31 protein-coding genes are annotated in these 25,522 nt (G+C 58.4%); 8 read left to right on the top strand and 23 right to left on the bottom strand.

From position 1 onward, the window contains the following. Position 1 precedes the first annotated feature (1 nt). Positions 2-1,123 carry an elongation factor P maturation arginine rhamnosyltransferase EarP gene (gene earP / locus QMY55_RS08710; RefSeq protein ID WP_283488229.1) on the top strand — a complete coding sequence of 374 codons (1,122 nt, stop codon included), beginning with the start codon at positions 2-4 and terminating at the stop codon, positions 1,121-1,123. A 190-nt stretch (positions 1,124-1,313) separates the two neighbouring features. Continuing rightward, the gene (gene efp / locus QMY55_RS08705; RefSeq protein ID WP_003056627.1) at positions 1,314-1,868 is read left to right on the top strand and encodes an elongation factor P; all 555 of its coding nucleotides are present in this window, start codon (positions 1,314-1,316) and stop codon (positions 1,866-1,868) included. Positions 1,869-2,047: 179 nt separating this feature from the next. Here efp and rimO read toward each other — a convergent pair whose 3' ends face one another. The 4 genes from rimO to QMY55_RS08685 form a co-directional block, all read right to left on the bottom strand. Further along, a complete protein-coding gene (gene rimO, locus QMY55_RS08700) occupies positions 2,048-3,454 on the bottom strand; it encodes a 30S ribosomal protein S12 methylthiotransferase RimO (RefSeq protein WP_283488228.1) in 1,407 nt (468 codons plus the stop codon). Positions 3,455-4,622: 1,168 nt separating this feature from the next. Continuing rightward, positions 4,623-4,796, bottom strand: coding sequence for a hypothetical protein (locus QMY55_RS08695; RefSeq protein WP_283488227.1), 174 nt, complete (start codon positions 4,794-4,796; stop codon positions 4,623-4,625). 858 nt (positions 4,797-5,654) lie between these two features. Then, a complete protein-coding gene (locus QMY55_RS08690) occupies positions 5,655-5,882 on the bottom strand; it encodes a hypothetical protein (RefSeq protein ID WP_283488226.1) in 228 nt (75 codons plus the stop codon). An 823-nt stretch (positions 5,883-6,705) separates the two neighbouring features. Beyond that, positions 6,706-7,197 (bottom strand): hypothetical protein, encoded by a 492-nt coding sequence (locus tag QMY55_RS08685; RefSeq protein ID WP_283488225.1) that lies wholly within the window; start codon positions 7,195-7,197, stop codon positions 6,706-6,708. Positions 7,198-7,396: 199 nt separating this feature from the next. Here QMY55_RS08685 and QMY55_RS08680 point away from each other — a divergent pair, with 199 nt between their 5' ends. Both QMY55_RS08680 and QMY55_RS08675 read left to right on the top strand, forming a co-directional pair. Next, entirely contained in the window at positions 7,397-7,726 is a 330-nt protein-coding gene (locus QMY55_RS08680) for a hypothetical protein (RefSeq protein ID WP_283488224.1), read from the top strand. A 242-nt stretch (positions 7,727-7,968) separates the two neighbouring features. Then, a complete protein-coding gene (locus tag QMY55_RS08675; RefSeq protein ID WP_283488223.1) occupies positions 7,969-8,121 on the top strand; it encodes a hypothetical protein in 153 nt (50 codons plus the stop codon). A gap of 236 nt (positions 8,122-8,357) precedes the next feature. Here QMY55_RS08675 and QMY55_RS08670 read toward each other — a convergent pair whose 3' ends face one another. From QMY55_RS08670 to QMY55_RS24835, 11 genes are all read right to left on the bottom strand, one after another. Continuing rightward, positions 8,358-8,822 carry a hypothetical protein gene (locus tag QMY55_RS08670; protein ID WP_283488222.1) on the bottom strand — a complete coding sequence of 155 codons (465 nt, stop codon included), beginning with the start codon at positions 8,820-8,822 and terminating at the stop codon, positions 8,358-8,360. Then, positions 8,819-9,295: a glycoside hydrolase family 108 protein gene (locus tag QMY55_RS08665; protein WP_283488221.1), complete on the bottom strand. Its 477-nt coding sequence runs from the start codon at positions 9,293-9,295 to the stop codon at positions 8,819-8,821. The genes QMY55_RS08670 and QMY55_RS08665 overlap by 4 nt, the downstream gene beginning before the upstream one ends. Further along, positions 9,292-9,591: a hypothetical protein gene (locus tag QMY55_RS08660; RefSeq protein WP_283488220.1), complete on the bottom strand. Its 300-nt coding sequence runs from the start codon at positions 9,589-9,591 to the stop codon at positions 9,292-9,294. Before QMY55_RS08660 ends, QMY55_RS08665 begins: the two co-directional genes overlap by 4 nt. After that, complete coding sequence (locus QMY55_RS08655; protein ID WP_283488219.1) at positions 9,588-9,995, bottom strand: hypothetical protein; 408 nt, start codon at positions 9,993-9,995, stop codon at positions 9,588-9,590. Before QMY55_RS08655 ends, QMY55_RS08660 begins: the two co-directional genes overlap by 4 nt. 58 nt (positions 9,996-10,053) lie before the next feature. Continuing rightward, entirely contained in the window at positions 10,054-10,464 is a 411-nt protein-coding gene (locus QMY55_RS08650; RefSeq protein WP_283488218.1) for a hypothetical protein, read from the bottom strand. 11 nt (positions 10,465-10,475) lie between these two features. Then, complete coding sequence (locus QMY55_RS08645) at positions 10,476-11,864, bottom strand: hypothetical protein (RefSeq protein ID WP_283488217.1); 1,389 nt, start codon at positions 11,862-11,864, stop codon at positions 10,476-10,478. Beyond that, complete coding sequence (locus QMY55_RS08640; RefSeq protein WP_283488216.1) at positions 11,864-12,802, bottom strand: hypothetical protein; 939 nt, start codon at positions 12,800-12,802, stop codon at positions 11,864-11,866. The genes QMY55_RS08645 and QMY55_RS08640 overlap by 1 nt, the downstream gene beginning before the upstream one ends. Then, on the bottom strand, positions 12,799-17,904 hold the full coding sequence (locus tag QMY55_RS08635; RefSeq protein WP_283488215.1) for a phage tail length tape measure family protein: 5,106 nt from the start codon (positions 17,902-17,904) through the stop codon (positions 12,799-12,801). The genes QMY55_RS08640 and QMY55_RS08635 overlap by 4 nt, the downstream gene beginning before the upstream one ends. Positions 17,905-17,999: 95 nt before the next feature. Beyond that, positions 18,000-18,470, bottom strand: a complete 471-nt coding sequence (locus tag QMY55_RS08630; protein WP_283488214.1) for a hypothetical protein — start codon at positions 18,468-18,470, stop codon at positions 18,000-18,002. 91 nt (positions 18,471-18,561) lie between these two features. After that, positions 18,562-19,575, bottom strand: a complete 1,014-nt coding sequence (locus tag QMY55_RS08625; protein ID WP_283488213.1) for a BRO-N domain-containing protein — start codon at positions 19,573-19,575, stop codon at positions 18,562-18,564. A gap of 76 nt (positions 19,576-19,651) precedes the next feature. Next, positions 19,652-19,822 (bottom strand): Arc family DNA-binding protein, encoded by a 171-nt coding sequence (locus QMY55_RS24835; protein ID WP_407650648.1) that lies wholly within the window; start codon positions 19,820-19,822, stop codon positions 19,652-19,654. Between the two features lie 118 nt (positions 19,823-19,940). Between QMY55_RS24835 and QMY55_RS08620 the strand changes: the two genes are divergently transcribed. The 4 genes from QMY55_RS08620 (at position 19,941) to QMY55_RS08605 (ending at position 21,334) form a co-directional block, all read left to right on the top strand. Then, positions 19,941-20,321, top strand: coding sequence for an Arc family DNA-binding protein (locus tag QMY55_RS08620; RefSeq protein WP_283488212.1), 381 nt, complete (start codon positions 19,941-19,943; stop codon positions 20,319-20,321). 153 nt (positions 20,322-20,474) lie between these two features. Then, positions 20,475-20,813: a type II toxin-antitoxin system RelE/ParE family toxin gene (locus tag QMY55_RS08615; protein WP_283488211.1), complete on the top strand. Its 339-nt coding sequence runs from the start codon at positions 20,475-20,477 to the stop codon at positions 20,811-20,813. After that, positions 20,810-21,124, top strand: a complete 315-nt coding sequence (locus tag QMY55_RS08610) for a helix-turn-helix domain-containing protein (RefSeq protein WP_283488210.1) — start codon at positions 20,810-20,812, stop codon at positions 21,122-21,124. Before QMY55_RS08615 ends, QMY55_RS08610 begins: the two co-directional genes overlap by 4 nt. Before the next feature lie 9 nt (positions 21,125-21,133). Continuing rightward, positions 21,134-21,334, top strand: a complete 201-nt coding sequence (locus tag QMY55_RS08605) for a hypothetical protein (protein WP_283488209.1) — start codon at positions 21,134-21,136, stop codon at positions 21,332-21,334. Between the two features lie 25 nt (positions 21,335-21,359). On the opposite strand, the gene QMY55_RS08600 is transcribed toward QMY55_RS08605, so the two are convergent. The 8 genes from QMY55_RS08600 to QMY55_RS08570 all read right to left on the bottom strand — a co-directional run bounded on the left by QMY55_RS08600 (position 21,360) and on the right by QMY55_RS08570 (position 25,519). Then, entirely contained in the window at positions 21,360-21,542 is a 183-nt protein-coding gene (locus tag QMY55_RS08600) for a DUF2158 domain-containing protein (RefSeq protein WP_283488208.1), read from the bottom strand. A 173-nt stretch (positions 21,543-21,715) separates the two neighbouring features. After that, complete coding sequence (locus tag QMY55_RS24870) at positions 21,716-22,021, bottom strand: phage tail assembly chaperone (protein WP_456064501.1); 306 nt, start codon at positions 22,019-22,021, stop codon at positions 21,716-21,718. Beyond that, a complete protein-coding gene (locus QMY55_RS08595; protein ID WP_283488207.1) occupies positions 22,018-22,446 on the bottom strand; it encodes a hypothetical protein in 429 nt (142 codons plus the stop codon). The genes QMY55_RS24870 and QMY55_RS08595 overlap by 4 nt, the downstream gene beginning before the upstream one ends. A gap of 105 nt (positions 22,447-22,551) precedes the next feature. After that, positions 22,552-23,277 carry a hypothetical protein gene (locus QMY55_RS08590; protein ID WP_283488206.1) on the bottom strand — a complete coding sequence of 242 codons (726 nt, stop codon included), beginning with the start codon at positions 23,275-23,277 and terminating at the stop codon, positions 22,552-22,554. 93 nt (positions 23,278-23,370) lie between these two features. Beyond that, positions 23,371-23,574, bottom strand: coding sequence for a hypothetical protein (locus tag QMY55_RS08585; RefSeq protein ID WP_283488205.1), 204 nt, complete (start codon positions 23,572-23,574; stop codon positions 23,371-23,373). A gap of 12 nt (positions 23,575-23,586) precedes the next feature. Beyond that, on the bottom strand, positions 23,587-24,012 hold the full coding sequence (locus QMY55_RS08580; RefSeq protein ID WP_283488204.1) for a DUF4128 domain-containing protein: 426 nt from the start codon (positions 24,010-24,012) through the stop codon (positions 23,587-23,589). After that, complete coding sequence (locus QMY55_RS08575; protein WP_283488203.1) at positions 24,009-24,458, bottom strand: hypothetical protein; 450 nt, start codon at positions 24,456-24,458, stop codon at positions 24,009-24,011. The genes QMY55_RS08580 and QMY55_RS08575 overlap by 4 nt, the downstream gene beginning before the upstream one ends. Next, positions 24,458-25,519, bottom strand: a complete 1,062-nt coding sequence (locus QMY55_RS08570; protein ID WP_283488202.1) for a hypothetical protein — start codon at positions 25,517-25,519, stop codon at positions 24,458-24,460. The genes QMY55_RS08575 and QMY55_RS08570 overlap by 1 nt, the downstream gene beginning before the upstream one ends. Positions 25,520-25,522 lie beyond the last annotated feature (3 nt).

Genomic DNA, 25,522 nt, shown 5'->3' with positions numbered 1-25,522 from the left:
CATGCTGGATTTTGTACCGCTGCCAGAAGCCCCCGATGCTGCTTCGCATCCGCCACTGAGCTGGGATATTTTTTGCCAGGTCATCGACAACTTTGGCGATGTGGGCGTGTGCTGGCGCACGGCTGCAGAACTGGTCGCACGCGGCCAGAACGTGCGTCTGTGGATGGACGACGCCAGCGCCCTGCAATGGATGGCCCCACAGCCCTGGCCTCGGGGCCTCAGCGTGCATGACTGGCCTGCGCAAGCTGCGGATGTGCCTGCTTCCATCGGCGATGTGGTGATCGAGGCCTTTGGCTGCGAGATTCCCAGCCCCTTTGTCAGCGCCATCGCAGCCAAGGCCGCGCAAGGCCAGCCACCGGTCTGGATCAATCTTGAATACCTGTCTGCCGAGGACTATGTGGAGCGCTGCCACCGCCTGCCATCTCGCATCATGAGCGGCCCGGCGTCAGGGCTGACGCGCTGGTTTTTCTATCCAGGTTTTACCAGCGCCACAGGTTCGCTGGTCCGTGAACAGGACCTGAGCCAACGTCAGCAGGATTTCGCCGCAGTCCGCCCGCAGTGGCGCACCCGCCATGGCGTACAGCCTGGTGAGTGCGGCATCTCGCTGTTCTGTTACGAGCCAGCCGCCCTGCCCCAATTGCTCGACCAACTGGTGGCACCCAACGATCTCAAGCCCCGCCTGCTGGTCACGCCAGGCCGGGCCACGGCTGCCATGCAGACATTGCCGCCAACTGCACAGTTGCCAGCGCAGTATCTGCAGCCCTGCCCTCAGCCCCAGTTCGATGAAATGCTCTGGGGCTGCGACCTGAACCTGGTGCGCGGGGAAGATTCGCTGGTACGCGCGCTCTGGGCGGGCCAGCCCATGGTCTGGCATATCTACCCCCAGCATGACAACGCCCATCACGACAAGCTGAATGCCTTTCTCGACTGGCTCCAGGCCCCGGACAGCCTCAGGCGCTTTCACCACGCCTGGAATGGCATGACCGCACCGCAAACATTGCCTTTGCTCACACGCGAAATGCTTGATGAATGGACCCGCTGCATCAGGGCTGGGCAAGCCAGATTGATGGAACAAACCGAGCTGATTGCGCAGCTTCAAGCTTTTGTCGCCGAAAAAAGCTAAAATCGACGTTTTGCCTCTCTGAGGGCTTCGCGACTGGTCAGCCGGACGGTCAAGCCTTCAGGGTCGCGCCCCGCCGCGGTACACGCGGCAGGCCCCGCCGCCGCACTTTTGATGCGTTGCTCCGCGCAACCATTGCGAACAGCTTGCCTGCCGTGTAGAGCGGCTCCAACCTTTCAAACGCAAGCAAGCCATGAAAATCGCTCAAGAAATCCGCGCAGGCAATGTGATCATGTTCGGCAAGGACCCCATGATCGTTCTGAAGACCGAATACGCTCGTGGCGGCCGTGGCGCTGCTACCGTGCGCATGAAGCTCAAGAGCCTGATCGGCAATTTCGGCACGGAAAACGTGTTCAAGGCCGACGACAAGATCGACAACGTGATCCTGGACAAGAAGGATTGCACCTACTCCTACTTCGCCGACCCCATGTACGTGTGGATGGACGAAGAGTTCAACCAGTATGAAGTCGAAGCCGAAAACATGGCTGACGCACTGAACTACCTGGAAGACGGCATGACTGCCGAAGTGGTGTTCTACGACGGCAAGGCCATCTCCGTCGAACTGCCCACCACCATCGTGCGCGAAATCACCTGGACCGAGCCCGCCGTCAAGGGCGACACATCCGGCAAGGTGCTCAAGCCCGCCAAGATCGCTACCGGCTTCGAAGTGGCCGTGCCCCTGTTCGTGTCCCAAGAAGACAAGATCGAAATCGACACTCGCACCGGCGAATACCGCAAGCGCGTGTAATGGCGCTGCAGCCTTGACGGCTGCGCACCATGCAAAAAGGCTTCCCTAGGGAAGCCTTTTTCATATCCACCTCACAGAAAAGTGATAGCTGCTTGCGCTTGATACGCCTTGATCTTAGGGCTTTTAATCCCTGAGACCGAATCGGAGCAAGCGCCAGCAGCTCACTTTTTAACCAGTCATCAAACCGGCACACCCACCAGGTCATGACCTTGCGTGCCCACGATGCGCACGCTGATCAACTCGCCCACCTTGTAGGTCTTGCTGGCCTTTTCAGGCGGCTGGATATGCACCACGCCGTCAATCTCTGGCGCATCGGCATAGGTACGGCCAATGCCACCCTTCTTGCCCAGACTCACGGCCTTGTCGACGATGACCTTCATCACCTGACCCACGCGGCGCTGCAGGCGTGCGGTGGAAACCTCTTCCGCCACTTCCATGAAACGGGCACGGCGTGCCTCGCGCACTTCCTCGGGCAGCATGCCTGGCAGATCGTTGGCGGTAGCGCCTTCGACGGGGCTATAGGCAAAGCAGCCGGCGCGATCGATCTCGGCTTCACGGATGAAGTTCAGCAGGTGCTCGAACTCTTCTTCGGTCTCGCCAGGGAAGCCGGCAATGAAGGTGGAGCGAATCACCAATTCGGGGCAGATCTTGCGCCACTCTCGGATGCGATCCAGGTTCTTCTCGCCCGAGGCAGGGCGCTTCATGCGCTTCAAGACATCGGGATGGCTGTGCTGCAGCGGCACGTCGAGGTAGGGCAGGATCTTGCCTTCGGCCATCAGCGGCAGAACATTGTCCACCGTGGGGTAGGGATACACATAGTGCAGGCGCACCCAGGCGCCGTGTTGCTTGGCCAGATTGCCCAGCTCCTCGGCCAGCTCCAGCATGCGGGTCTTGACGGGCTTGCCATCCCAGAAACCCGTGCGGTACTTGATGTCCACGCCATAGGCGGAAGTGTCCTGGCTGATCACCAGCAGCTCCTTGACACCGCCCTCAAACAGCGCCTTGGCTTCCTTGAGCACATCGCCAATCGGACGCGACACCAGATCGCCACGCATGCTGGGAATGATGCAGAAGGTGCAGCGGTGGTTACAGCCTTCGGAGATCTTCAGATACGCATAGTGCTTGGGCGTGAGCTTGATGCCGGCATCGCCAAAGCTGCCGGGCACCAGATCGACAAACGGGTCGTGCGGCTTGGGCAGGTGGGTGTGCACCGCGTCCATCACCTCCTGCGTGGCATGGGGGCCGGTCACAGCCAGCACGCTGGGATGCACTTCGGCCACCATGCTGCTGCCGCCCTCTTTGCCAGCCTTGGCGCCCAGGCAACCGGTCACGATCACCTTGCCATTGGCGGCCAGAGCCTCGCCAATCGTGTCCAGGCTTTCCTTGACGGCATCGTCGATAAAGCCGCAGGTATTGACGATCACCAGATCCGCGCCTTCAAAGGTCTTGGAGGTCTGGTAACCCTCGGCGCTGAGCTGGGTCAGGATCAGCTCGGAATCGGTCAAGGCCTTGGGACAGCCCAGCGACACGAAGCCGACCTTGGGGGTGGTCGTTTGCGCGGGGCTCACAGAATCGGTTGAGTTCATTTGATTTTTCCAGCAGCACTAGCGCCAGGTTCACACAGAGGGCGGCTCCGCCACTCCATCAGCAAGCGCAACCTCATCGTTCAGGCTCACCTGGAGCCAAAGCGAACAACAAAGAGATAAACGAAAAAGCGCTACAGCATCAAGAGCTGCAGCGCCTGTCATCTAGCGGGTCCTGCGAAACTCAAGCTCGCAACCAACGGACTCAGCATCCATTTCACAATCCAGCCTCAACGCGGATCCAGCAGATTTATCGCGCCATTTTACCACCGGGCTCCCACAAAGGCCTTGCCGCCCTTTCAAGCCCATGCTCCGCGACGGCCTTGGGAAATGCCCCACACCCCCACTACATGTGGATCGCTACCCCGTCGAGAAGGGGATACTTTTCACTTTGGGCCACCCGGCAATGAAAAAGCCCCCACCATCTCGGCAGGGGCTCTGGAATTGGCGCCAGGGGTCAAGCCATCTTTCAGTGCTACAACCAGAACCCAGCGATATGCATCATGCCTCGCCCATGTGACAGGAATATTTCACCCTTGATCGGAGATCATGAAGCTGGACGCGTTCAGGCACGGGGCAGCCAAACTAGGCCAAGCGACATGGAGGCAAAGCTGCGCAACGGCAAGTGCTTGCTATGGCCGCTCAACGGCTACCTGACTAGGACGATTCCAAGCGAAGATGTGGGGTGCATTGCCCGAACAGCCATTTCCGCCGGACTCGACTCCATGGTGCTCCACACAATACAAAACACCCAACCCAACCGAATATGGCCCGGCAAAACAAGGGATGGGCCTTTTTACGCCTGCCAATCGTCCCTGACCTCGTAGATCACCAAGGCCACGAGCACCATCACGATCCACAGACCAACCAGTTGCAACATGAAGGTAGACATCGCCGCTCTCCTTGAAGTGCGTGATACCTGAATGCTCCTCCTTTGGTTGTTAAACCGCAATCTGAGACAGCTTGCATAGTGCGGGCTTTTTTGCCTGCATCTCCAACAGGCTGGTTTTGCCTGACTTTAATTAACCCGCCTTTCTAGGTCTTATCCGTCGCGGCAACCACCCGCTGCTGCCATAGGCGCCAAGTGCGGGGCCAAAAACAAAAGCGCCCTCAATCAAGGACGCTTTGTTTTTTGGATGGGATGCGAACAACGACGATGTCGCTGATCTGATCAGCAGCGACCTTTCTTGGCCTGACCTGGAGGGCAGTGATAGCCGCCATCGTCGTAATCCTGACCTTGGCCGTTGCCGCGGCCATGCCCACGCCCGTTATCGTAATACGGGGGCGCAATGACGCAGCCAGTCAGCATCAGCGCTGCGGCAGCAAAGGCAATCAGTTTTTTCATAGTTTTCTCTCTAGTTGGTAGACGTTTCAAATCTAAGCCTCGAGCAAAAAATACCCGCGGCCAATTTGTAAGACATTTTCAACCACCCAAACATGCGCCCATGCTCGCTGCGATAGAGCAGAACCATCAGCCATGACCACTCAGACAAACATTTGAGCCCTGAAATAATCCAGGGCAAGCGGCAATTACGATCTTCAGCGCGGCCAGCGCGTCGACGACGAACCGTGGTCATGCCAAATGGTGTACAACAGCATCCATCTTTTCAAACCGAGCCAGGGAATCTCCTCCCTCCCTCTCAATCACTTCCCCTGGCATTCCTCAAAAGGGCATCGGTTCTTTATTCAAGCCCGCAGCAACCGCTCGCGGGCTTTTCTTTGCTCATCGGATCGCATGCACCACCACGTACCCAAGCCCTGTACTTACCAATCCCCAATTCAGGCCGCAGACTGAAAGCTCAGTGGCTTCTAGTCGGCTTCGCCCTCTTCTGCCTGGTCGGCGCGGCCATGCTGATCTCTCACGCTTGAGGCCTGACCTCTTTGAATCATCAAATTTGATAGCCTCCAGCGCCGTTCCAATAAGCGCTACACCGATATTCCATGCAAAGCTGGAGACGACTCATGCAGAAAACGATTCCTGACTCCCTGCTGGCGATCCGTTGGCGTCCTGCTGCCCGCACCCAATGTCCAAACCGACGAACCACCAGCGCTGGTCAAACGCCAGCGCGATGAATTCATCTGCCCGGGCCTGCACGAGTGGCTGGATGACAAGACCGTGCAGTGACTGAAAGAAGCACCTTGAGGTGCCTGGCACGAAACATCGGTGCGCCAACTGGTTGCGCAAGATACAGTTCTGCTGTGATTAATCATGGCGCCAGCCAAGGCCTCCAGAAGTGTCATCCCCGCCGGACCACTGCGGCATGCTGCCTGGGCCTTGATATGCCCCACGCCCCCATTCATAGCGAATATCACTGCCTCCCATCATCTGGTCGGCACGTTGGTCATGCATGCGCCCGGAATCCCGCTCCGGCATCATCGAGCAACCCGCCAGCACACCAACAACTGCAGCAATTAAAAGTAGGGATTTCATGGTAACTCCTTGAAAAATTGGAGTTTTCTCAGGCTAATCCTGCCGCACGCGCTCTCTTGTAAGTGTTTGTTGAATTGCCACTTTCCTACCCCATTCATATCCCACCCCGCTGCCAACGAGCTTTGTTTTCCGAAACCCTCATGGTCAAAAACGTGATCATTTATCGCATTGCCGAGAGCTGGCAGGCGATCTGCAGGTGCTGGAGAATGCGCTGCAAAAGACGGTATTTATCGAGTGCGGTGCCGGAACGCTCTGTAGCACTGGGCACCGCCGTGTGGCGAGCAGCATGGTCCGCTGACCGAACAAGGAAAAGCACGGAAGCCTGCCGGAATTGCGTGCCAATACCGCCACCACAGCACAGGAGTGCAAGCGATCAAGGGGTTCTAAACACACTTTCCCGAAGTGACGCACACTTCCACTGCGGGAATAAAACATAAAAGCCGCTACAGCTTTAAAAGCTGTAGCGGCTTAAGTATTCTGGTGGGTCCTGCGAGATTCGAACTCGCGACCAACGGATTAAAAGTCCGCATAACAATTGAGCATCCATGCGGGTTTCAGCCGCTTTGCGGGAATATTTGAAACGTCTAGGCTGTAGCTATGGCGCGGCTCTCGCAGCCTTATTCCCATAAAAACCACCGACTTTTATGCTTACAACCATCCTTGTCTGCCTCGTCGTCGGCATCTCAGACGGCGACACCCTGACAGCCCGCTGTGGTGAGTATGAATTTGCCGAGCAGGAGGCTAAGGCCCGCCGCGTCGGCCTGTGGCGAGATTCAGAGCCGATTGCACCATGGGACTGGCGCAAATTGACACGGGAGCAGCGTCAGGCCCGCTGAGGCTCCTGCGCCTTTTTAGCTGCGTTGCGCTGCCGGCGCTTTTCCGACTTCTCGGCGATCAGCGCGGCCTTGGCCTCTGGGCTCAGCTCAGCATACCAACGCCGGTTTGCTTCCCGCATCTTTTCTTTCTGCTCTTCTGACGCAGAAGCCTTCCAGTCACGCATTTTCTTGAGCTGATCTGCGCGGCGGTCTGGGTCTGCATTGCGCTTTGCTACAGCCTTGATGACAGCCTTCTTGCCAGCTTCTGCGGCCTGGGCATCGAACTCGGGATCAGTCGCGCGCCGTTCTTTGCGACGAGCCACGGCTTTTGCTTGCTGCGCTTTAAAGTGATCCGTGCCGCGATTCTTTTCATAGAGCAAGCGTTTTTGCTTACGCAAGCGGGCTCTGCGGCACTTCTCGGAGCAGGTCTTTGCACGAGCACCCAGGATGATGGGCTTGCCGCACTCTGTGCAGATATTGGGGTGGTATTCGGCGGTCATGCAGGGATTGTGCAGTTGCGCGAGCGTGAGTTGCTCTGACCCTCCACAGGGTTTGCACTCGTAAAATAACGCTTGCATTAGTCTCAATATGAGACTACATTAATCCACATGGACCGCAAACAAGCAGTCCACCGACCGGGCGGAACCCGGACCCTTACCTTCTGCCGCACAGGCAGCGATCAATCACAAGGAGTAGATCATGGCAAAACTCAGTTCATACAGCGTAGGCGATCCAGTAGAAGAAAAACCCGGTCTGTGGTTCGTGGTGATTCGCGCGAGCGAGAAGGAATACCGACAGTATTTCGATGTGACGGGCACGACCGTGCAATCATTCTACGACTCACCCGAGCTGCAAGAGCTGTTCGCAAGCAGCACGCTATTCAGCTACAGCGATGCTGTGGGCAAGGCCTACAAAATCCTGCAAGACCACATCGCAGAGCCAGGAGCCCCCGCGTACTCGTTCGCCTACGGTGTTGCATCGCAGTTGATCCGGCGCCAGTTCGAACAAGCCGCGACCCAGAAAGACTGACAGCATGCGCGTCATCACAATCACAGAAAAGGGCAGCAGGTACTGCGTCAGCGACCCAACAGGGCCAAGCCCACGTAGCCGCGTTGGCTACAACACAAACCTGTGGGACGCAGGCAATGCGGCAGCAGATGCGCTCAAGTGGGCGCTGTCTGAAAGCACACCGTATGTCATTGTCGGCGCGGACAAGGCCATGGCCCACATCCCTGCCGCAGTCAGAACAAGAACCTAACCAAGGAAGGCATATGGCAGACGAAGAAAAGCAAGGCACGATTCAATTCACTCTGCCCATGTCTCAAAAAACCAGCTACGTGAAGGCCGCGCAAGCAGAAGGCAAGAAGCTGGTGCCCTGGATACTCGAGCAACTCGACAGAGCAGCCAAGAATGAAAAACAGTGATTTAGAGGCTTGGCAAAAGCGCCTTGACTTCACATATGTCTCCGCTGCCAATGCGTTAGGACTCAGTCGGGCCACATACGCGAGGTATCTGAAAGACCCCAATCTACCGCAGTGGCTGGCCCTAGCCTGCGCCGCCCTAGAGCACAACATCAAGCCCATCGGATACGAATAAGCGGCACAAACAAAAAAAGCCTCCCCCAGCGCATCAGCACCAGGGGAGGCTTTTTATTTGATGGCTATTTGACTGCCGGCCACGCATCGCGTATCAGGGCTGCATCACTTGCGTGGCCATCAGCTTGCTCTGCCACGCGCTGATATTGCGCTGTGCAGTCAGTGAGTAGCTCACTTGCGGTAGCGGCGTACTCATCGACGGCGGCGCGGGTAGCGGTTGCGATGCGGGCGGGCACACCGGCGAGTTGCTTGCGCATGCTGTCAACAGTAGCGGCAGCACGATCAGCATCAGCGCGGTTGCTTGCGGCGCGCTGCTCAGCGGCTTTAATTGCGTCATCTTTGGTTTTCTCCATGATTTGATAGCGCTCCAGGGCCTGCTGGCTGCTCCATGCTATTGCGTCGGCCCACGCTTTTTCTCGGTTGGCCAGTTCGGCATCGGCCCGCCAGCCGTTGACAGACCAGCCTGCAGCAAACGCGAGTGTCAGCAGCAGGCCCGCAGCGGCAGGCTTGAGCCATTCGGGCGCGATCATGTGCCCACCCTCTGCAGATTGACTGCAATCCGCCTGGCCCATCCCCGACCGAAGGTCTCCCAAGTGGACAGGCGCGTCATGAAGTCCAAGCGCTGGCCGTTGTAGCGCGCCTGCAGCGCCTCGGGGTCCATGCGCTTCGCTGCGGCCAGCGTGAGCGGACCGACGATTCCGTCATCAGCAACGCCAGCGGCGCGCTGCAACCAGCGAATGGCCTGTCCGGGACCTGAGTTAACAGCCCCGTCAAACACATCGAACGCCACCCCGTGGGGCAGTTCGTCACAGTGCGCGCGATTCCAGTAGTCGCGCTTGTAGATAGCCTTGGCTTCAGCCAGCGTGAGTCCTTTGATATCCAACGACGGATAGGCCCGTTTGCTGATACCGAATTTGGTCTCTCCACCAGGATCACGGGGGTTGTTCACATAACCCCCTTCGTGGCCGATCAGCTTCTCAAAGCATTCATCAAAGTATGTCATTCGTCGTCCTTTCTGCGTGATGGATGCGCAGCGCCATGCCACCGCACAACATTGATAGCAAGACCTGCAAGCACACAGGCGCTGAAAATCGTGTCTCCAATAGAGGTCCATGTGCCCCAAAGAGCCGGCTGAAAGCCAGAAGCTACGGCACCAGCCAGCAACAGCGCATAGCGAGCGCGCGCCAGCTTGTATGTCCGGCAAACATGTGAGTTGAGCCGGCAAATGCAGGCCCATCCAATACCCATGCAGAGGGCTAGATTGAGCATCGCCAGGAGTTGATGGGTTTGCCATGTCATGGAGCACCACCCTCCCCGCCGCCCCCCACACCGTTGGCTTTGCGCTCAAGCACCCGTGCGGCACGCTCAAAGACCCAGCGGCCCAGCTTGGGCCAGTCGTCGCCCACGCCGCCCACCAGGAGAGCGATGGGCGCCAGCATCCAGTTGGTTTCGTCAAAGCCAAGCCAGCGACCTGCCAACGTGGCCAGGCCAACTGTCACCAGCAGCGCGGTCACGTTGAGCCGCAGGAAGTAGCCGGCCGCGCCCAGGCGAGCGCTCGGATCGCGCCGACCAAGCGCCCATGCCGCGCCCACTGTGGACGCGATCAGGATCACGGCATACGGCCCCACCAGTGCCGCTAGCGCTGGGCCAAACAGCACGCTTGCCAGCGCAATGGCCACATTCGTCGGTTCCAGTTGATTCATAGCCCTCCCTGGGCATAAAAAAAACCGCCCGAAGGCGGTTTGGTTGTGGTGGTGTCGATCACGCTGGCTGCATCTGCACAACGATCTCTGCTTTGCGCTCTGGCGTCAGCAGGCCCTTGGATTCGAGCAGGGCCAGGCCTTGCTCTGTTTCAGGGTCTTCGTAGCTCATGTACGCCGCGCCGATCATGCGGTCATAGAGCAGCTTGACAATGGGGTCGGTCATCGTTGCCGTCACTACAGCCAATTGCTCTGACTGAGTGAACAAGTCCAGCTTTTCGTTTCCGACAAAACGTGGATACAAAAGATCGACAGGAGCAGGGATGTAACCATCCACCGTTGATAGATAACCGGGTTCCACGTTATCAGGAACCTCAACAAACTTCGATGCGTAGCCTTCAAAGAAGATGCTGAAAGGGTCAACGCGTGCGACCTCAACAACGACGCCTGATTCGATGTATGCGTATCTCATGTTTACTCCGATCAGTAGTAGAGAAAGCCAAATGCGGCTCCGCCTGCACCGCCTGTACTGCCACCACCGCCACCACCGCCGTAGCCGCCAGCACCGCCAGCAGCAATAGCAGTGGAGCCATTTCCTCCTCCTCCTCCCATCAGACCGCCAGCGCCGCCAGCAGCACTTGAACCACCACCACCTCCCCCAAAGTCGCCTCCTATCCCAGCACTGCCTCCACCAGCCCCAGGCATACCGTTTTGACCAGCCGGTGTTGCTGCCCCTGTGGCTCCTTTTAACAATGGATCTGTGAATGCGTTTGTAATGCTCCGAGAGGCACCATTGGGAGTACTTCCACCACCCGTAGTGCTGCCAGCACCACCTGCACCACCACCACCTGGAAAACCGCCGCTACCTCCAATTCCAGCCCCGCCAGCCCCAAGAGCAGTTGCCGCACTGCCTCCAGCAAACCCATTTCCAAGCGGCGACCCGCAAGAACCACCACCACCCCCTGAGTTGCCTGAAGGCGTTGAGGAATCTCCCCCTTTGCCACCAGAATAAGCACCGCCGTTAGTCACGCTTGCATGAATACTTGCCGTGCCCCCATTCCCACCGACAGCAGCAGTACCCGCAGCAGTAGCAACGCCGTTGTCGCCAACATTCGCGGTTCCCATGACGATGCCATTGAGCTTTGCCGTCGCAATGCCAGCTGCAAATTCCAACGCAACCACATCGCCGACATTTACAGCCAGATCACCAAACGCAAAGCCACCGCCCCCACCACCAGATCGGTTGCCGCTTGCGCCAGATGCACCACTACCGCCACGCCCTCCGATGTAGAACCGCACGACACTGACCCCAACAGGAACTGTGTAGTTTGTGTTTGCAGAGTGGAAATACAAAGATTTCGGTTTTGGGGCCAGCGCCTGCACGGCCTTCTGTACCAGTGTTCCCGTAAACCACTTGCGCTGTGATCCTCCATTGAGGAAGTCTTCTTCCAAAAACTCATTGCCAATATCTGACGGGTCCAGATTGACCACGCCGGTCTTGCCATTGACCGAGGTCACCGGCCCATCCTCGATACTCGCCGCGGCGTCTTCCGCACGTTGGGCAGCGGCGAGCGCCTGTGCAGCGGCCGGGACAGCTTGATCGCGCGCGGCAACTGCCTGCGCGGCAGCGGGAACGGCCTCATCACGCGCCGCCACAGCTTGGGATGCAGCCGGTACAGCAGCATCAGCAGCAGTCTTTGCCTCCGTGGCGTTGTTGTGTGTAGCTTCGGCAATATCGTTAACGCTAGTCGCCATCGCGTTTTCGGAGCCTGCCCAGGCCGCAGCCTTGGCATTCCACACGCCAGCGGTGCGATCCGCATTCGTTGGGAACTCGCTCGCCAGAACGAGCGGAGGGACGGGTTGGATAGCCATCAGATGTATCCCTTAACAGAAATATTGACCCGGGCCAGTTGCCAGGCCACAGGGGTTACGGTCCCGGAAACGAGCCCGAAGGTGTTGAGATATGCGTAGCGCGGCAGGCCGGATGCCACGAATGCCACGGGTTTGGCCGCGACCTGCATCAGGATCTCCGCCGCCGTGTTTGCCTGCTCTGCGTCGATGACGACATCGCATGTGATGTTGGTGGCCGGCGCGCGCGGGATGATCGTGGTCGTGCCGTCTTCCTCGGTCTTGATGTAGCTGTACGTTTTGACCTGGGCCGATGCGCCGTACTCGACGCCGCCGAAGTCCACCGCAGAGCCAAGCAGCGTTGACCAGAACCCAAGAGCGATCATCCCGATGCCCACCGCGCCGCTGCCGGCGGATGTGATCTTGATGTGCAGCTCCGGGTCCGGGTAGAGCTGCAGATCGCTGATGATCTTCTTCGTCAGCGCGCGCAGCGGCATGAACAGGTATTCGTACAGCCCCAGAGGCTGCTCCCAAAGCTCCTGCGTCCAGTGCTCAACGATGGTCCCGCCCGGTGCGTCGTAGATCGTGATTTCGATCTGCTCACCCAAAAGCCCGTACAGAGCCAGGCCGTTAAAAAACCCAGGGCGCAGCACGTACTCGATCGAGCCGGTCGCGCGCGCTTGGGTGCTGAGCAGTTCATCGAACGGCGCCATCCGGTTTGTGGGCCCAGTGTCGCGCCATTTCGTGGTGTCAGTGCCCGGTGGCACGTTGGTGCTTGCGGCCACGGCTGAATACAGCCGGCCGTTGTAGTTGATGTGATTCTCGCTGCCCGTGTACGCGGTACTCGAACTCCACGCGACCTCCCCCCGGCCTGAATCGACAACGGGCACCGAAGTGCCCGCTGTGATCATTGCCGGGGTGATGTCGTTTGGCACAAGCAGCGCAGCGCTCTCCTGCGTCATGCAACCTCCTTAACTTGCAGAGGGGCGGCCTGTTCCATGATCGAAACGGCCATCCCGTTGCCGCCTGCTGTGGCGTTGTCGAACTGCTCCGCATGCTGAGTCGTCGCGGCGGCTGTTTGCTCCATGGGTCTTTGCAACGCTGCAACCTGGGTGCGCAATGCTCTAACCTCGGTCATCAGCTCAGCCACAAGCCCGGAAACTCCCTGGCCTCCCTGCATCACGAACGAGCGCGGCGCGCTGAACATGCGGTTTTCCTCGGCAGTCAGCACGCGCTCGCCGCGATGCAGCTCGGCGCGGTAGCCATCGAATGGCACATACGACAGACCAGTTGCATGCGAACCATCCATGCCGAGCATCTCGGCCAGCGAGTTGAGCGCATTGACAACAGTGCTGCCTATGCTGCTGGCCAGATATGAGGTATTGGAGTCCAGCGCAGGGCGCAAAGCGCGGGCAATGCCGTCAGGCATGAGAGCCAGCGAGTCCGTCGCACGCTGCTGCAGCTCTTGGAGCGTCAGCGCTTGGGTGTTCTCGCGGTCCCAGACCTCGGCTTGGTCAAGCATCGACTTCGCAATCAGCGACTTCGTGCTGTCGGTCAGTTCCACCTGGGCCGACAGCAGGTCAGATTGCTGTGTCAGCTGCGCGATCTGGGCCTCGTAGCCCGTCACTTGCGACTGTGCGAACAGCTCCCGCCCCTTGGCCAGCGCCTCCATCTCTGCGGCCATGCGCCCGGACAGCACCGAGTAATCACTACCCGATACCGCCAGCGTCTGAGCCAGGCTCAGGTAGTCTCCCGACACGCCTTGCAGCTGCTTCAGCGCATCGGCATCCCCGCCCCGGGCTTTGCCGATCAGCAAGTTGTACTCTCCGCTCAGCGCAGCCAGTCTGTCAGCATCGGACAACCCTGATGTCGCTCCGAACTGCAGCGAGTGGGCATAGTCGCCCAGCGATTGAGCTGCGCTCAGCAGTTGCTGCGCCGCAGAGATTTCTTTCTGCAGCGCCGATTGACGCGTGTTGATGGCATCAAGCTCCGTCTTGCGAGAAGCCTGCTGTGCCTGCCCAATCGCTTGCTCGATACTGATGAGCTCCTGCAGCTTGCTCAGCCTGTCGGCAGGATCCGTGCTTGCAGAGATCTGCGCCCCGAGGATCGCGCGCCGGGCTTCAAGGCCCGATGTGTCGCCCAGGTATTGAGCGCTCAAGCCTGCAGCCGTGCCCCAGCCTTGCCACGCCGCTGCCGCCTTTTGAGCAGCCTGCTGCGAAGCAGCTGTGAGGTCCGCCATGCTCTGCTTGGCATCCTCAAGCCCGTAGATCATCTCCAACAGCGCGCGGTTGCTGGGGTCAAGCGCTTCCAGCTCGCGGCGGCGCATCTCTGTGGTATCGCCGATAGCCTGCAGCCAGCGCTGCTCAAGCCCTTCACGCTCAGATGCCACGGCTTTTGCAGCAGCATCAGCTGCGGCAGCAAGATCCAGCATGGACCCCGCAACATTGACCAGCTTCTGGCGCGCTTCGTCAGTAGGCAGCACATTCCAGATTTCTCGGAAGTAACTTTCGACATCTGCTGCCGTCGCTGACAGCAGCGTCTGAGCCAGCACGCCTGCATCTTTTTGGATGCCAACACCGGACAGCATGCCCTGCACTTGTGATGCAAGATCTTCGGCATGGTACTGCCGCGAAAAGCCGCCACCTGCAAACTTGCCCTCCAACCCGATAAGGCTGGAGCGCAGGCTGTCCGTGGCTTTTTGCGCATAGTCTGCTGCAGTGACGAACGACTGGCTCATGGCCAGCAGCTTTGCCGCCAGTTCGCCCTGGCCTGCCGCCATGGCTGCTTCCACAGCCGACTTGAACTGAGCCTTAGCCGTTTCACCCATGGCGGGGTCGAGGCTCAGATCCAGCCCGGACAGCGACTCGCGCAGGTTGCCCGCAAGAATCGTCATGCGCTCTTGCTCGGTGTAGAAGCCTTCATAGAAGGCGCCCACGCCAGCAGACAACCCATCCGGGCCGCCAAAACCATTCAGCAGCTGGGTTTGCAGCTCGCCCGTGATGTCCTTGAACATCACCATGGACTTACCCCAGGAGTCAAACATGGCCTTTGTTGCACCGATCTGCTGCAGAGCCGCATTGATGCCGTTGATGTCTTCTGCCGCACCGACGAGCTGCTTGGACCAGGTCGGAATGTCCATCGCTTGGAACGCGGTTTTCACGTCAGCAGTGATTGCTGCCATGAATTCCTTCTCGCCCGCCTCACCATCGCTGAAGAAGCGCCCGCCCCAGTCTTTGTTGTACTGAGACCAGTCCACCAACGATTTGCCGTCCGGGCCGGTGATGTTGAGCGCGCCGAACACCATGTTGCTCTCTGCGTCTTTTGAGAACGACGCGAACAGCTCATAGCCAGCCGTCTGACCGAAGGTCTTTGCAGTGGCATCCAGGGCCGAACCGATAGCACCAGCAAGACCGTTGACTGTGGGGTACAGCGCATCGTTCCACTGTCCGTCTGGCGTCCAGCCCTTGGATGTGACGCCACCACGGTATTCAGCAGTCGCTGCATAGCGCGGAATGGAGTCGCCACCAAACAGGCCATCCACAAGACTGCCCAGCGCTCCGCCAATCATCGTTCCGATACCCGGAAGCGCCCATGTGCCGATTGCCGAACCCAGGCCCGTTCCGTACTGGCCCTGTGTGAGCGCATAGATGCTGCCCAGGTAGCCGGCTGCAGAACCAATGCCGCCGGACATGCCGGGCATGGTCTTCAACGCGGCATCCAAACGTCCAACCGTCACACCCAAGCTCTGCATGCTGGAGCCAAGGCCTTCGAATCCCTTGAAGCTCATGCCCACGCCCTGGTCGAACAGCCAGTCGGAGCCCTTTCCGCCCCAGTTAGACCAGTCTGTCAGGCTTCCACCAAGATCAATACCTCCTTTACCAGTGGCAGGGTCCTTCATTCCCATGATGGCACCCACAGCCGTCTGAACTGTTGGCTCCAACACCAATGTGGCAAACAGGCGCTTCAGATATGTGGCTGCATCTTTCCCGCCTGCCATGATGTAGTCGGAAAGAGTCCGGCTGATGGTCTGAGAAACTTTCTCCCAATCTTTCGCCGCGTCTTCTGTTGCCTTTTTATTAGCCTCGCGAACATCCTTTGTCTGGATTGCCCCAAGTAGCTTTTGACGTACCTCGAGCTCACGCTCAAGCGCATCAATCGTAGACTGAGACTCACCGCCCATACGGGCCATAGCCAGATGTTCCTGCAGCCGCGCAATAGTCAGGCGCTCCGTCGCTTCGGCGAGCGAAATCTTGGCAGATGCAGCCAGCGCATGCGCCTCTTCCTCTTGCTGCATCTTGCGCACGAGATCTTGCAAAGACTTGAGGCTGGACTCGCGCTGCTGGCCCAATTTTTCAAAAGCATTGATGTCGTCATCAATCGCTTTTTGCAGCGCCTTCGCAGCCTTCTCTTCCTCTTTAGCCAAGGCAATTGCAAAAGGCTGCTTCTTAATCAGATCCTCAACATACTTCACGTACTGAGCCTGGGTCAGGTTGCCCTTGGCAAGCTGCTTTTGGCCTCGCGCCAATTCGGCGTAGTAGGTGCTGCTCACGCCAGCCAGTTCGGCATACACCTTTGCTTGGTCGGAAAGCTCTTTGTTGTGCGCCTTGGTGCCGTCCTTCGCCTTTTTCAGCCCCTTGTTGTGCTCTTCGGTGACAAACGCCAGCACTGTCTTGATGTCGGCGTCCGACTTTCCAGCTGCAACAGCTTCGTTGCGAGCTGCAGTCAGCTTTTCTGTAAGCGACTTTTCGCCTTCGAGAGCCTTCGCCCACTTTTTGTCAAAGTCGATACGATTCTGTAGTTGTCGCGTCGCATCCGCAGTTACAGCTGCCGCCATCGACTCGGCGTTCATTTTTTCCGTGAGCGCCCACTTTTGAGCTGTAAGGGCGTCAATGCTTTCTTGAACTTTCTTCTTGTAAGCCTCCGTCACTCGCCCAGTAGCCGCTCCGCCAGCTGTTTCGCCCCATGCCTGACTGGTAAGCGCAGTCTGCAACTTCTTTTCAACTTCCTGCAGCTGATCGTTCAGATCGGCCTGCCTGCCCACATTGAGCATGGCATCCCACGCGCCCTTTGCAGCACCCGTGATTCCGCGCCAAGCTCGCTCAAGATAGCCAAGGCTTGCTTCAATAGCCTTTGCGCGCTCACGCATCGTGGCATCCAGCGCACTCATGGCGGCTTCAGCTGCTTCAGTTTTCTTTCCTTGTTCCTCCAGAGCCTTAATCTGCTCGTAAACCGAGACTGTCAGGAAATTAGTACCATCATTAAGTTTGAGTACGGAAGCCAGCGGGTCTTTTTGCAGACTGCTGAATTGTGCGGCCGTCTTTTCAACAGCTTGACCTGTGGCGCGCTCCCATTCAATGGCCGTCTGGGTATAGCGGCGCAGTTCATCGCCGCCTTGCACTCCAGCAGCGGTGAAAGCCGCCAGACCTGCGGCGGCCTGCGACTGGGTGCCAATCACGGAATCAATCTGACGCGCGTATTCACGGAGCTGGCCGGTTGTCACGCCCGATGCATTACCAGTCAGGACAATGGATTTGATAAAGGCGTCCTGCTCTTTACTGCCGTAGTAATAGGCAGCCCCCACAGCAGCGGCTGCGGCGGCGGCAGTTGTGAATGGATTCACCAATCCTAGAACGTATCCACCCAGCGCTTTAGCTGCTGCGCCTGCGCCGCCGAACATGTCCTTCAACTGGCCGCCCTGCTGCAGGAACACTGTCATGGGGTTCATGCCGCCTTGAAGCGAGACCACGATGTCGGTGAACTGCGCTGGCACACCACGCAACGCGGCTTCCGTGGCCTTTGCGGACATGGTGATTTTGTCCAGCGATTGAACAGCCACCCCTTGAGCTGCAGCGGCGCCATCTCCCACCTTTGTTACAGCCTGCCCCGCCCCGCTTCCAGCCTGCCCCAGACCCTCAAGAGACTTTTGGGCCTTTGATGCAGTCCTTTCAACACCTTCAAGGGTCTTCTCAGCTTTTGCGCCCTGAGTGGTCAAGTTTTCTAAAGACTTGGCTGCACTCTCGACACCATTGGCGTCCACTCGAAGCCCCAGCGCTGCTATTTCCATGGCTTGCCTCACAAATGAAAAAGGCCCGCCAATGGCGAGCCCATAAAAAAAGCCCGCCTAAGCGAGCCTGTATGTATCCGGAAACTGACTTCTAACTAGCGGTCATATTTTGACTTGAGAGCGTCGTACATCTTCGCCCCGTCAAGATCAAGAACTATCGCGCATTCCGGCGCACTGGAAGCTGGATACATGCCTCCACAAACCTTTGGCCATTCTCGTACGAGCCTGCATTGCTGACTTAATTTGCTTAAATCTGATTCGAATCCGCCAGACCTAATGGAAAACCAAAGCGATCGAAACGCCCCCTCTTCAACAGGCGGGACGATGGCAGCTGTTTTAGTCAGCGCTTCGTAAAAGAAAGGTGTATCGCCAACATATCCGCCCATTCTGTTTTTGGCATTTACCATGCCACAAACATCACCCTTGCTCGCGCCATTTGACATAGCAGAAAACTTAGCGCTATCAGGGTCGTTCAGAAGACCCTTAATTGCCTGTTGCGCCTCACCATGCGGACCACATGCAGACAGTAAAAGCGCCGCACATGCCATTCCAGCAAATTTCTTCATATCCCCTCCGCGATGAACTTGGGGGATGGTAACAAACTGCTCAGACAGCGACAAAACCCCGCCTAGCGGGGTTCTGAGTTACTGAAGAGTGTCAGTAGGTCAGGACCTTCTGCCCGCGCTCCTCATGCTGCATGCGCTTGGCCAGGCGCTGATTGCAAGCAGACGCCAAATCTGCCAACTCTGCATTGCTGGCTTCAATGTCGTTGGTAGCCACTCCATGAATGAAGCCGCCGAAGCTCAGAACAAATGCCTTCCCATCAACTGGAGAAATTTGCATGCAGCCTTCATGGTTGATGCTCATGAGCATTCGCTGACACATCAGCGATTCGGCCACGATGCCGCACAATACTTCAGGCGGAAACTTCACTGGCTTGGCAAATTTCCCGGCTCGCACCGCATCAAAATAGCTGCTCGCAGCCTCTCGCGCCGCCATCAGCGCCTGAGCATTGAATGGGTCAATTCTTGGCTCTTGCTTCGCTCCATCTTCCATCACTTCCCATTCCTCGAACTCTGCAGTGTGCCGCGCGATGATGGAAACCGCTTCGCTGAACTCGTTCCGTGGGATATCACGATAGCTAACCTTGAAGTGGGCCTTGAGCTTGCTCCAGCCCTGCACCATCAAAGCGCCGCGCTTTTCTTTCGGAATCCGGTCGGCAGCTGACTTCAGCATCAAGCGCAGCGTGTTTTGTTCATCCTGTGTCAGCACATCAGCAGGATTCACTGAAAACGGCTTGCCAACATAAACGCCCGTCTTTCGGATAGCTGGAAGCACTTCGTTCGTCACCCAACGGCGGACACGGTACGGAACCGTCCCCTCAATGACCGCATCGCGGCAGCGCAGTACCAATGTCCACATGCCACCTTCACTGACAACAGCCAGTTTCTGCTCTCCACCAAGGGAGTAACTTGAGGTTACCCCCTTCTCATCTTCGCCAAGCGCTCGAAGTGCCTTACGAGAATTGACGAGACCCAGGGCTGTGCACAAGTCTTTCGCAGCAAACCATGGATCGGCGTCCTTCATGAAAACACGTACTTCGTGGCCCTCAAAGTTGAAGGTCTGCTGGGTGGGTTGGCTGCTGACTTTTACTTCGGTAGAATCCGACATGTTGAATCCTTCTGTGGTAAGTTGGGTTACTTCATCCAAGGCCTTTACCGTTGGCGCGGTAAGGGCCTTATCTATTTCAGGCCTGCTTCGCATGTAGGGCCTCTTCCAACTTTCTGCTTTCGTTGAGTCGCGCAACGATTTCGCTATTGAAGGAGCGGAAGTTGTCGACAGCCTTGTGCTTCAGCCATAGCTTCAGCTCTTCAGGGATGCGTATTGGGGATGGCGCTAGTGTTTTGCTGCCTCTCATATGAGCTCCTTTCGTTTGCAAGGACTCCATTTGACTCCATGTTTTTCAATGAGTCAATAGGACTCATTGAAAGGAGTCACTTTGATGCCACAATCTCTAAATGGACGATAAGCCGCGCATGACCCCCTACCCACTCCGTATGCCTGACGATCTACGCAGCAGGCTGGAGGAAGCTGCCACTCAGGGAAATAGATCGCTGCATGCTGAAATCGTGAGCAGGCTAGAGCAATCACTAGAGCGCTCTGAGCCTACAGGGTCCGCCTATAACGCTGCGCATGAAATTGGACATCTCCACATGCAGATGGAACGACTCATCGATCTGCTGCTACACGACAAGCCAGAACTCAAAGGACTAGTTACCAGCGGGCAACTGTCGGTCAAGAGAAAAAAGGAACTAGAGACCGATCCACGCATGATTCGGTACACCAATGCGCAGGGTAAGAAGGTTCATGCAGAAGTCTCTAGCAAATCGCCTCCTAAAAAACCCGCCGATCATTAATTCATGCGCAGACCTCAGTCAAAACCGACTTAGTTCTTTTGCAGCAAAACCCCGCCCCTCGTCCGACAGGCGGGGTTCTGCAGGTTTTCGAGGCGTAGCAAAGATACTATCGCGCCCTTGTCATATATACGCAATCTGCGTACAATTCAGCGCATGAAAGCAGTGTTTGTAGAGCTACCCGCATTCGAGCGCTACCGCTCTGACTATTTGGACGACGAAAACTTCCGTAGCCTGCAGCACAGCCTGATGAAGAACCCAGAGGCCGGTGATGTGATCGAAGGCACCGGAGGTTTGCGCAAAGTGCGGCATGCCGACCCCAGGCGCGGCAAAGGCAAGCGCGGCGGGCTTCGAGTGATCTACTACTGGTGGGATGGCAAAGGCCAATTCTGGCTCTTCACCCTCTACGACAAGGACGAAATGGACGACTTGAGCTCAAAGCAAAAGGCAGCGCTCAAATCAATGCTCAAGGCAGAACTGGAGGCCAGACAATGACCAAACGCGACATTTTTGCTGAACTAACCGAGGGCTTTGACGCCCTCAAGGAACAGCGTTCCGGCAAACGAACCCTACGCACCCACGAGGTGGCGATCAAGCCGGAAGTAGAAATCAAGGCTGCCGAGATCGTGACACTGCGAGACAGCCTTGGTCTGTCTCGCGCTGTTTTCGCTCGCTACCTGCGCACCAACCCACGCACGCTGGAGAACTGGGAGCAAGGCCGCGCAAAGCCCAATGCTCAAGCTGCTCTCATTATGCGCATGGTGGAGAAGTTCCCTGATACCGTTCAGCGCTTGGCCGTGGTGTAGACGGCTGGCATGACAACCATCAAGAGCTATAAGGCACTGAAATGCGCCGACTTGGAGAAGATCGCGCAGGCTGTGGAAGCAAACGCGGGCCATGCAATCCCGGGCTTGCTTGAATCCCTGGCCGACCTGAAGACCGACCGAATTGGCGCGGCTCACACCCCTGAGCAGATTGCCGCCCGCAGCCCTGGCTACGCGGCGTCATCCAAATAAAAAGCCACCCGAAGGTGGCTGAGTTTTAATCAATCTTTGTCAAAAGCTGGGGCTGGAATACTTCTTCGAGCCGCTTGGACCCATCAAAGAACACGCATTCCACCGCGCCATCCTTGCCAAATGCGTCTTTTACGTTAATGGCTTGAACCGTCATCACAGGTCCACCGCTATTCAGCCGAACCACTTCACCAACTACAAGATTAGTCATAAAGTTCCTCTATATACCAAGATTGGCAACTGACATCTATGGGATAAGAGCTTGAAATTCAAGTGGATGGTTTACCCTGCACACCTAAATCTCAGCTTAAGCCAAGTCCAATTTTTCAGTGCGCTAAATTATCCTTTCGTGATGCGCAAATAAAAAACCTCTCTGGCAACTGTTCAGGACTTGCCGTCCTGGCGGTTCACATGAGACAGGTACTCATCGTCCATGCGACGCATGATTCGAACGAATGAGGATGTATCCATGCCAAATTCCGGTGCGTAACTGCGAATCTTCGACACGGGGATAGGGCCAGCACCCATGCCGATTGGCCTTTCGGTGGAAAGCTCCCAGAATGCAGACCAGAGGGGGAACTCCACGTCCTCAAGTACTGGAGCTATGAGCGCCTTTGGGACCTCTTGTCCGAAACGCTCATATGCCTTAGATAGCCGGTCTGCATCTGGGTGCTTGAGGGCCCACCTCAGGCGGTCAGCGAGTTTTTTCCGGCTTTCTCCACAAAGCTGTTGGCGTCCGCATCCACCATCTGGGCTGCGCGCAACACGATGGATGCGAAGCGCTCGCCGTTGCGTGTGGTCAGCCACTTTTTGGCCGTAGCTTTGGCGTAGGCGACGGGCTTGCCGTTGTCCTCCAGTCCCTCCCAGTCCTTCAGAACGACCTCGGCGAGAGTCTCATTCAAAGACTTTGCCAGTTGCTCGGCAGACAGAGGCTTGCCGCCATTCTTGGTGCGCATCTCGGTTTGCTTGGCGTTGAGCAACTTCTGCACTTCGGGAGATCCCAGGCCGCACACGTTCAGTCCCAGGCCCGGCATGCCATCAATGTTGCGTACCCAGGTGCCGTTGTCGATGATGCTCAGAGCCGCGTCGCTCAGGATGATGCTGTTGATATCCATTTTTCGAGTTCCTTGGTTCAGTGGTTCAAGCGGAGCCTGCAGGGTGAACCACTCCCAGCAGGCCCCTACCCTCTTCCGAGGGATGTGGTGGGCGCGTGATGCGCGTCAGACTGTCAGCACGCGGCCATCAACGGCCACATTCCAGGTCTGGGTGTACAGGTCGTTCTTGGCGCCACCGGACTTGGCGCCATCGGAGGCCAGGCCCTGGAATAGGTTGGTCATTCCGGCCGGGGGAGCGGTTGCGGTGCTCACGCCGCTGCCGGCTACCGTGGTCTCGATTCCGTCCGTTGCGTCGGCGGTCGCGCCCACAGAGAAGGCGCCGGAGGTCAGGCCTGCAGCGATCACGTAGTACACGGTGCCTGCCGTCAGTCCGGTAGGCAGCGCGCCGCCTTCGTTGGAGAAAACGATGGGCTGACCGGCCTCGAAACCATGCCCCGGCCAGGACACGACAGCAGGATCTCCGACGCTGATCGTCACAACCGACTCGGGCGCGCAGTCCGCGCCACGTTCAATCTTGAACTGGTACGGGCGGCACGATTCGATGGCTTCCAGGAACTTCTTCTGCCCCTCATCCAGGGCCATCGGGATGAACTGATTAGTTAGGGTTCCGCCGTCGCGGCCACCCTTGGTCTTGCGCGCCCAGACCTCATTCAGCAGCTCGAAGCTGTTGATGGTCTGTTCGCCGCCGAGCTCGCCGACGTTGTACAGTCCGCGGACCTCGATCCAGGTGGTGCCAGCGAAGTCTGCGGGAATGATCTCGCCCTTGCCGTTGACCGGCTTGTCGCTGATGAAAAAGCGGGTGCCCGCCATGGTGTAAAGCTGTTCGCTCATAGCTACTCCTACGCAAAAAAGCCGCGCAAGGCGGCGAAACGAAAAACCCGGCGCTCGGCCGGGCTGGTTGGGGAATCTTGGGCTGCGGCGCCGCTATTCAGCGGGGCCTGCGCCCTTCTTGCGCCGACGCGTGCTGCGCGGCGCTTGTTGCTCCGCCAGTTCGGCGGCGCCAGTCTTCTGCTTTAGACCCGCCATCTCGGCGGCGCCTTTGGCGATGTGGCCCAGGGCCTCGCCTACCTTCGCCCTGTAGAGGGCGTCGCGCGCAAGCTGCTGCCGCGCTCTGCAGTCAGTGCACATGAGTGCCTCCTTTCATGCAAAACATTGCCACGGGATACGCACAGGGACGTTCCAGTAGCCTGTGTCCTCATAGCCATCCTGCACATGCGGATAGTCGCGGACCTTCACGCACACGGCGCCGTGGCGCATTTGCACGCCATCGATGAAATGGCTGGCGATGCCGGCAGCGACCTGGTCGTAGACCGCTATATCCTGGCCCAGCGGGTACACCAGGGTGACCATGAGCGAGCCGGTGCGTCGGTGTGGCTGGCCGTCATCGAGGAACAGCCGCACAGGGTCCGTGGTGACGCGCCCAATGCGCAGGAATGGCTGCGGCAGACCGCCAGAGCTAGGCACCTGGAACGTCTGCCCAGGCCAGGCCCTGGGGTAGGCCAGCGGCAGTGTGTCGATACGGCTCTTGAGGGCCAGCCAGATAGATGTTTCGATGCCTGGGCTCATTTAATCTTCCCTTCCGCCCTGGCCTGCGTGTCTTCTGCCGCCAACTTGACGATGATCGGCCACATCTCTATGGCGTACTCCACGAAGTGGGCGCCCTGCTGATTGAACACGCGGCCGAGCTTGTCTGCGCCGACAAACCCGTAGTTCTGCCGGCGCGCGTAGATAGCCTGGTAGCCGAGCCACACAGGCTGCTCCAGCTTCAGGGTGGCGATGACCACGCCCACCGTGGCGCCAGCCGTCGGTGCGGTGCTGGTCTTCGGCATGCCCTGGGTCGAGGCCACGAGCGAGCGCGCCAGGTTGCCACTCTCGAATGGCACGCGGCCGCCCTGGGGCTTGGTGGTAGCCATCTCGTCCGCCAGCAGCTTCACGCTGCGTCGGTAGATGGCCTCCATGCGGGCCTCGGTCTGCTTGCCCCAGGCGCTCAGTTGATCTGCAAAAGCGCCCATCACGTCAGCCCTCTGGTTGGGTCCAACTCGTAGATGCAGTCGCAGCCGCAGCGGATGACGTGCCGCGCGCCGCCCTTCGGGTCGTGCGGATACTGCAGCTGAGCGCCGTCAGGAAACACAAACGGCGTGAACAGACCCTGCACCGACTTCCCTGACTTGGCCAGATGGTCAGGTCGGTGGTAGATCGACGCGCCGCGTCGGTGCTGCCAAGTCTTTTTCACGGCCATCGGGTCCAGGCCCTGCAATTCCACAAGCTGTTTCCACTGCTCCATGCGTCCGGACATAACGGCGTTACCCGTCTCTGTGGCCGCCACAGTGTCTGCGCGATCCTTGAGCAGGGCATTGCGGTACTGGCGCTCACTGATTGCCCGCTCTGCATCTGGAACTGCCGTCCCGGCCTTGTGCGCCTTCAGGATGCGCTGCGCTGTGGCGGTGTTGACCTTGTAGCGGACCGACACCGTGCCGTCCGCGTGCTCGATCACCAGATCGCGGACGCCATCGGCGGTTCGCATGCCCTGAGTCACAGCCTGCAGGCGCGATGCACGGGGGGCGTCGAGTCCCAGCACACCACCATCGCGGGCAGTGCCGCCTGTGGCCCGACCAACCAGGTCCACGGCGATGTTGCGCGGCCCCTGGCCCTGGGCGTAGCCGGCCTCGATGACCGTGCGCGCGATCTGGGTCTGCTCGTTGCTGAAGCCGACGACTCGGCTGGCCACGTTCTCGCGTATCCACTCTTGAGCACTGGGGTCCGTCATGCGGAAACGCACGCCTATGCCTGCGATGCCCTGGGCCTGGATCTGCGCGATGGTTGATGCGCCAGCCTTGGCGTAAACCTCGGTCATCACGGCGCTGTACGTTGCCCAGGCTGCCGGATCGATGTGCAGTGCCGTGATGGCAGCTGGCGTGTCCATGCGCTCCAGGGCATCCAGCAGCGCGCGCCAATCGACGTTGCTCTGCAGGTCTGTCACCGAGGCCATGAAAGCGCGGTGCACCTCCGGCGTCAGCTCGGCAATCAGGAGTGCGAACAGGCGCGCCTGTGACATCGTGGGGCGCGTGGCCATGGA

This window comes from Comamonas resistens (assembly GCF_030064165.1).
In the GTDB taxonomy this organism is placed as follows: Bacteria; Pseudomonadota; Gammaproteobacteria; order Burkholderiales; family Burkholderiaceae_C; genus Comamonas; species Comamonas resistens.
Note: the sequence above shows the minus strand (reverse complement) of the source record. Positions and strands in the feature narration are given on the sequence as shown.

Excerpts from the sequence above, each read along its gene's own strand:
- QMY55_RS08605 (WP_283488209.1), top strand. The coding sequence starts at position 21,134 with ATGACAACCATCAAGAGCTATAAGGCACTGAAATGCGCCGACTTGGAG.
- QMY55_RS08645 (WP_283488217.1), bottom strand. The coding sequence starts at position 11,864 with ATGGCTATCCAACCCGTCCCTCCGCTCGTTCTGGCGAGCGAGTTCCCA.
- QMY55_RS08580 (WP_283488204.1), bottom strand. The coding sequence starts at position 24,012 with ATGAGCCCAGGCATCGAAACATCTATCTGGCTGGCCCTCAAGAGCCGT.
- QMY55_RS08585 (WP_283488205.1), bottom strand. The coding sequence starts at position 23,574 with ATGTGCACTGACTGCAGAGCGCGGCAGCAGCTTGCGCGCGACGCCCTC.
- QMY55_RS08670 (WP_283488222.1), bottom strand. The coding sequence starts at position 8,822 with ATGATCGCGCCCGAATGGCTCAAGCCTGCCGCTGCGGGCCTGCTGCTG.
- QMY55_RS08675 (WP_283488223.1), top strand. The coding sequence starts at position 7,969 with ATGGCAGACGAAGAAAAGCAAGGCACGATTCAATTCACTCTGCCCATG.
- QMY55_RS08630 (WP_283488214.1), bottom strand. The coding sequence starts at position 18,470 with ATGAAGAAATTTGCTGGAATGGCATGTGCGGCGCTTTTACTGTCTGCA.
- QMY55_RS08635 (WP_283488215.1), bottom strand. The coding sequence starts at position 17,904 with ATGGAAATAGCAGCGCTGGGGCTTCGAGTGGACGCCAATGGTGTCGAG.
- QMY55_RS08655 (WP_283488219.1), bottom strand. The coding sequence starts at position 9,995 with ATGAATCAACTGGAACCGACGAATGTGGCCATTGCGCTGGCAAGCGTG.
- QMY55_RS08695 (WP_283488227.1), bottom strand. The coding sequence starts at position 4,796 with ATGAAAAAACTGATTGCCTTTGCTGCCGCAGCGCTGATGCTGACTGGC.
- QMY55_RS08575 (WP_283488203.1), bottom strand. The coding sequence starts at position 24,458 with ATGGGCGCTTTTGCAGATCAACTGAGCGCCTGGGGCAAGCAGACCGAG.
- QMY55_RS08640 (WP_283488216.1), bottom strand. The coding sequence starts at position 12,802 with ATGACGCAGGAGAGCGCTGCGCTGCTTGTGCCAAACGACATCACCCCG.
- earP (WP_283488229.1), top strand. The coding sequence starts at position 2 with ATGCTGGATTTTGTACCGCTGCCAGAAGCCCCCGATGCTGCTTCGCAT.
- QMY55_RS08570 (WP_283488202.1), bottom strand. The coding sequence starts at position 25,519 with ATGGCCACGCGCCCCACGATGTCACAGGCGCGCCTGTTCGCACTCCTG.
- QMY55_RS08610 (WP_283488210.1), top strand. The coding sequence starts at position 20,810 with ATGACCAAACGCGACATTTTTGCTGAACTAACCGAGGGCTTTGACGCC.
- rimO (WP_283488228.1), bottom strand. The coding sequence starts at position 3,454 with ATGAACTCAACCGATTCTGTGAGCCCCGCGCAAACGACCACCCCCAAG.
- QMY55_RS08590 (WP_283488206.1), bottom strand. The coding sequence starts at position 23,277 with ATGAGCGAACAGCTTTACACCATGGCGGGCACCCGCTTTTTCATCAGC.
- QMY55_RS08690 (WP_283488226.1), bottom strand. The coding sequence starts at position 5,882 with ATGAAATCCCTACTTTTAATTGCTGCAGTTGTTGGTGTGCTGGCGGGT.
- QMY55_RS24835 (WP_407650648.1), bottom strand. The coding sequence starts at position 19,822 with ATGAGAGGCAGCAAAACACTAGCGCCATCCCCAATACGCATCCCTGAA.
- QMY55_RS08615 (WP_283488211.1), top strand. The coding sequence starts at position 20,475 with ATGAAAGCAGTGTTTGTAGAGCTACCCGCATTCGAGCGCTACCGCTCT.
- QMY55_RS08625 (WP_283488213.1), bottom strand. The coding sequence starts at position 19,575 with ATGTCGGATTCTACCGAAGTAAAAGTCAGCAGCCAACCCACCCAGCAG.
- QMY55_RS08650 (WP_283488218.1), bottom strand. The coding sequence starts at position 10,464 with ATGAGATACGCATACATCGAATCAGGCGTCGTTGTTGAGGTCGCACGC.
- efp (WP_003056627.1), top strand. The coding sequence starts at position 1,314 with ATGAAAATCGCTCAAGAAATCCGCGCAGGCAATGTGATCATGTTCGGC.
- QMY55_RS08620 (WP_283488212.1), top strand. The coding sequence starts at position 19,941 with ATGACCCCCTACCCACTCCGTATGCCTGACGATCTACGCAGCAGGCTG.
- QMY55_RS08665 (WP_283488221.1), bottom strand. The coding sequence starts at position 9,295 with ATGACATACTTTGATGAATGCTTTGAGAAGCTGATCGGCCACGAAGGG.
- QMY55_RS08600 (WP_283488208.1), bottom strand. The coding sequence starts at position 21,542 with ATGACTAATCTTGTAGTTGGTGAAGTGGTTCGGCTGAATAGCGGTGGA.
- QMY55_RS08685 (WP_283488225.1), bottom strand. The coding sequence starts at position 7,197 with ATGACCGCCGAATACCACCCCAATATCTGCACAGAGTGCGGCAAGCCC.
- QMY55_RS08680 (WP_283488224.1), top strand. The coding sequence starts at position 7,397 with ATGGCAAAACTCAGTTCATACAGCGTAGGCGATCCAGTAGAAGAAAAA.
- QMY55_RS08660 (WP_283488220.1), bottom strand. The coding sequence starts at position 9,591 with ATGACATGGCAAACCCATCAACTCCTGGCGATGCTCAATCTAGCCCTC.
- QMY55_RS08595 (WP_283488207.1), bottom strand. The coding sequence starts at position 22,446 with ATGGATATCAACAGCATCATCCTGAGCGACGCGGCTCTGAGCATCATC.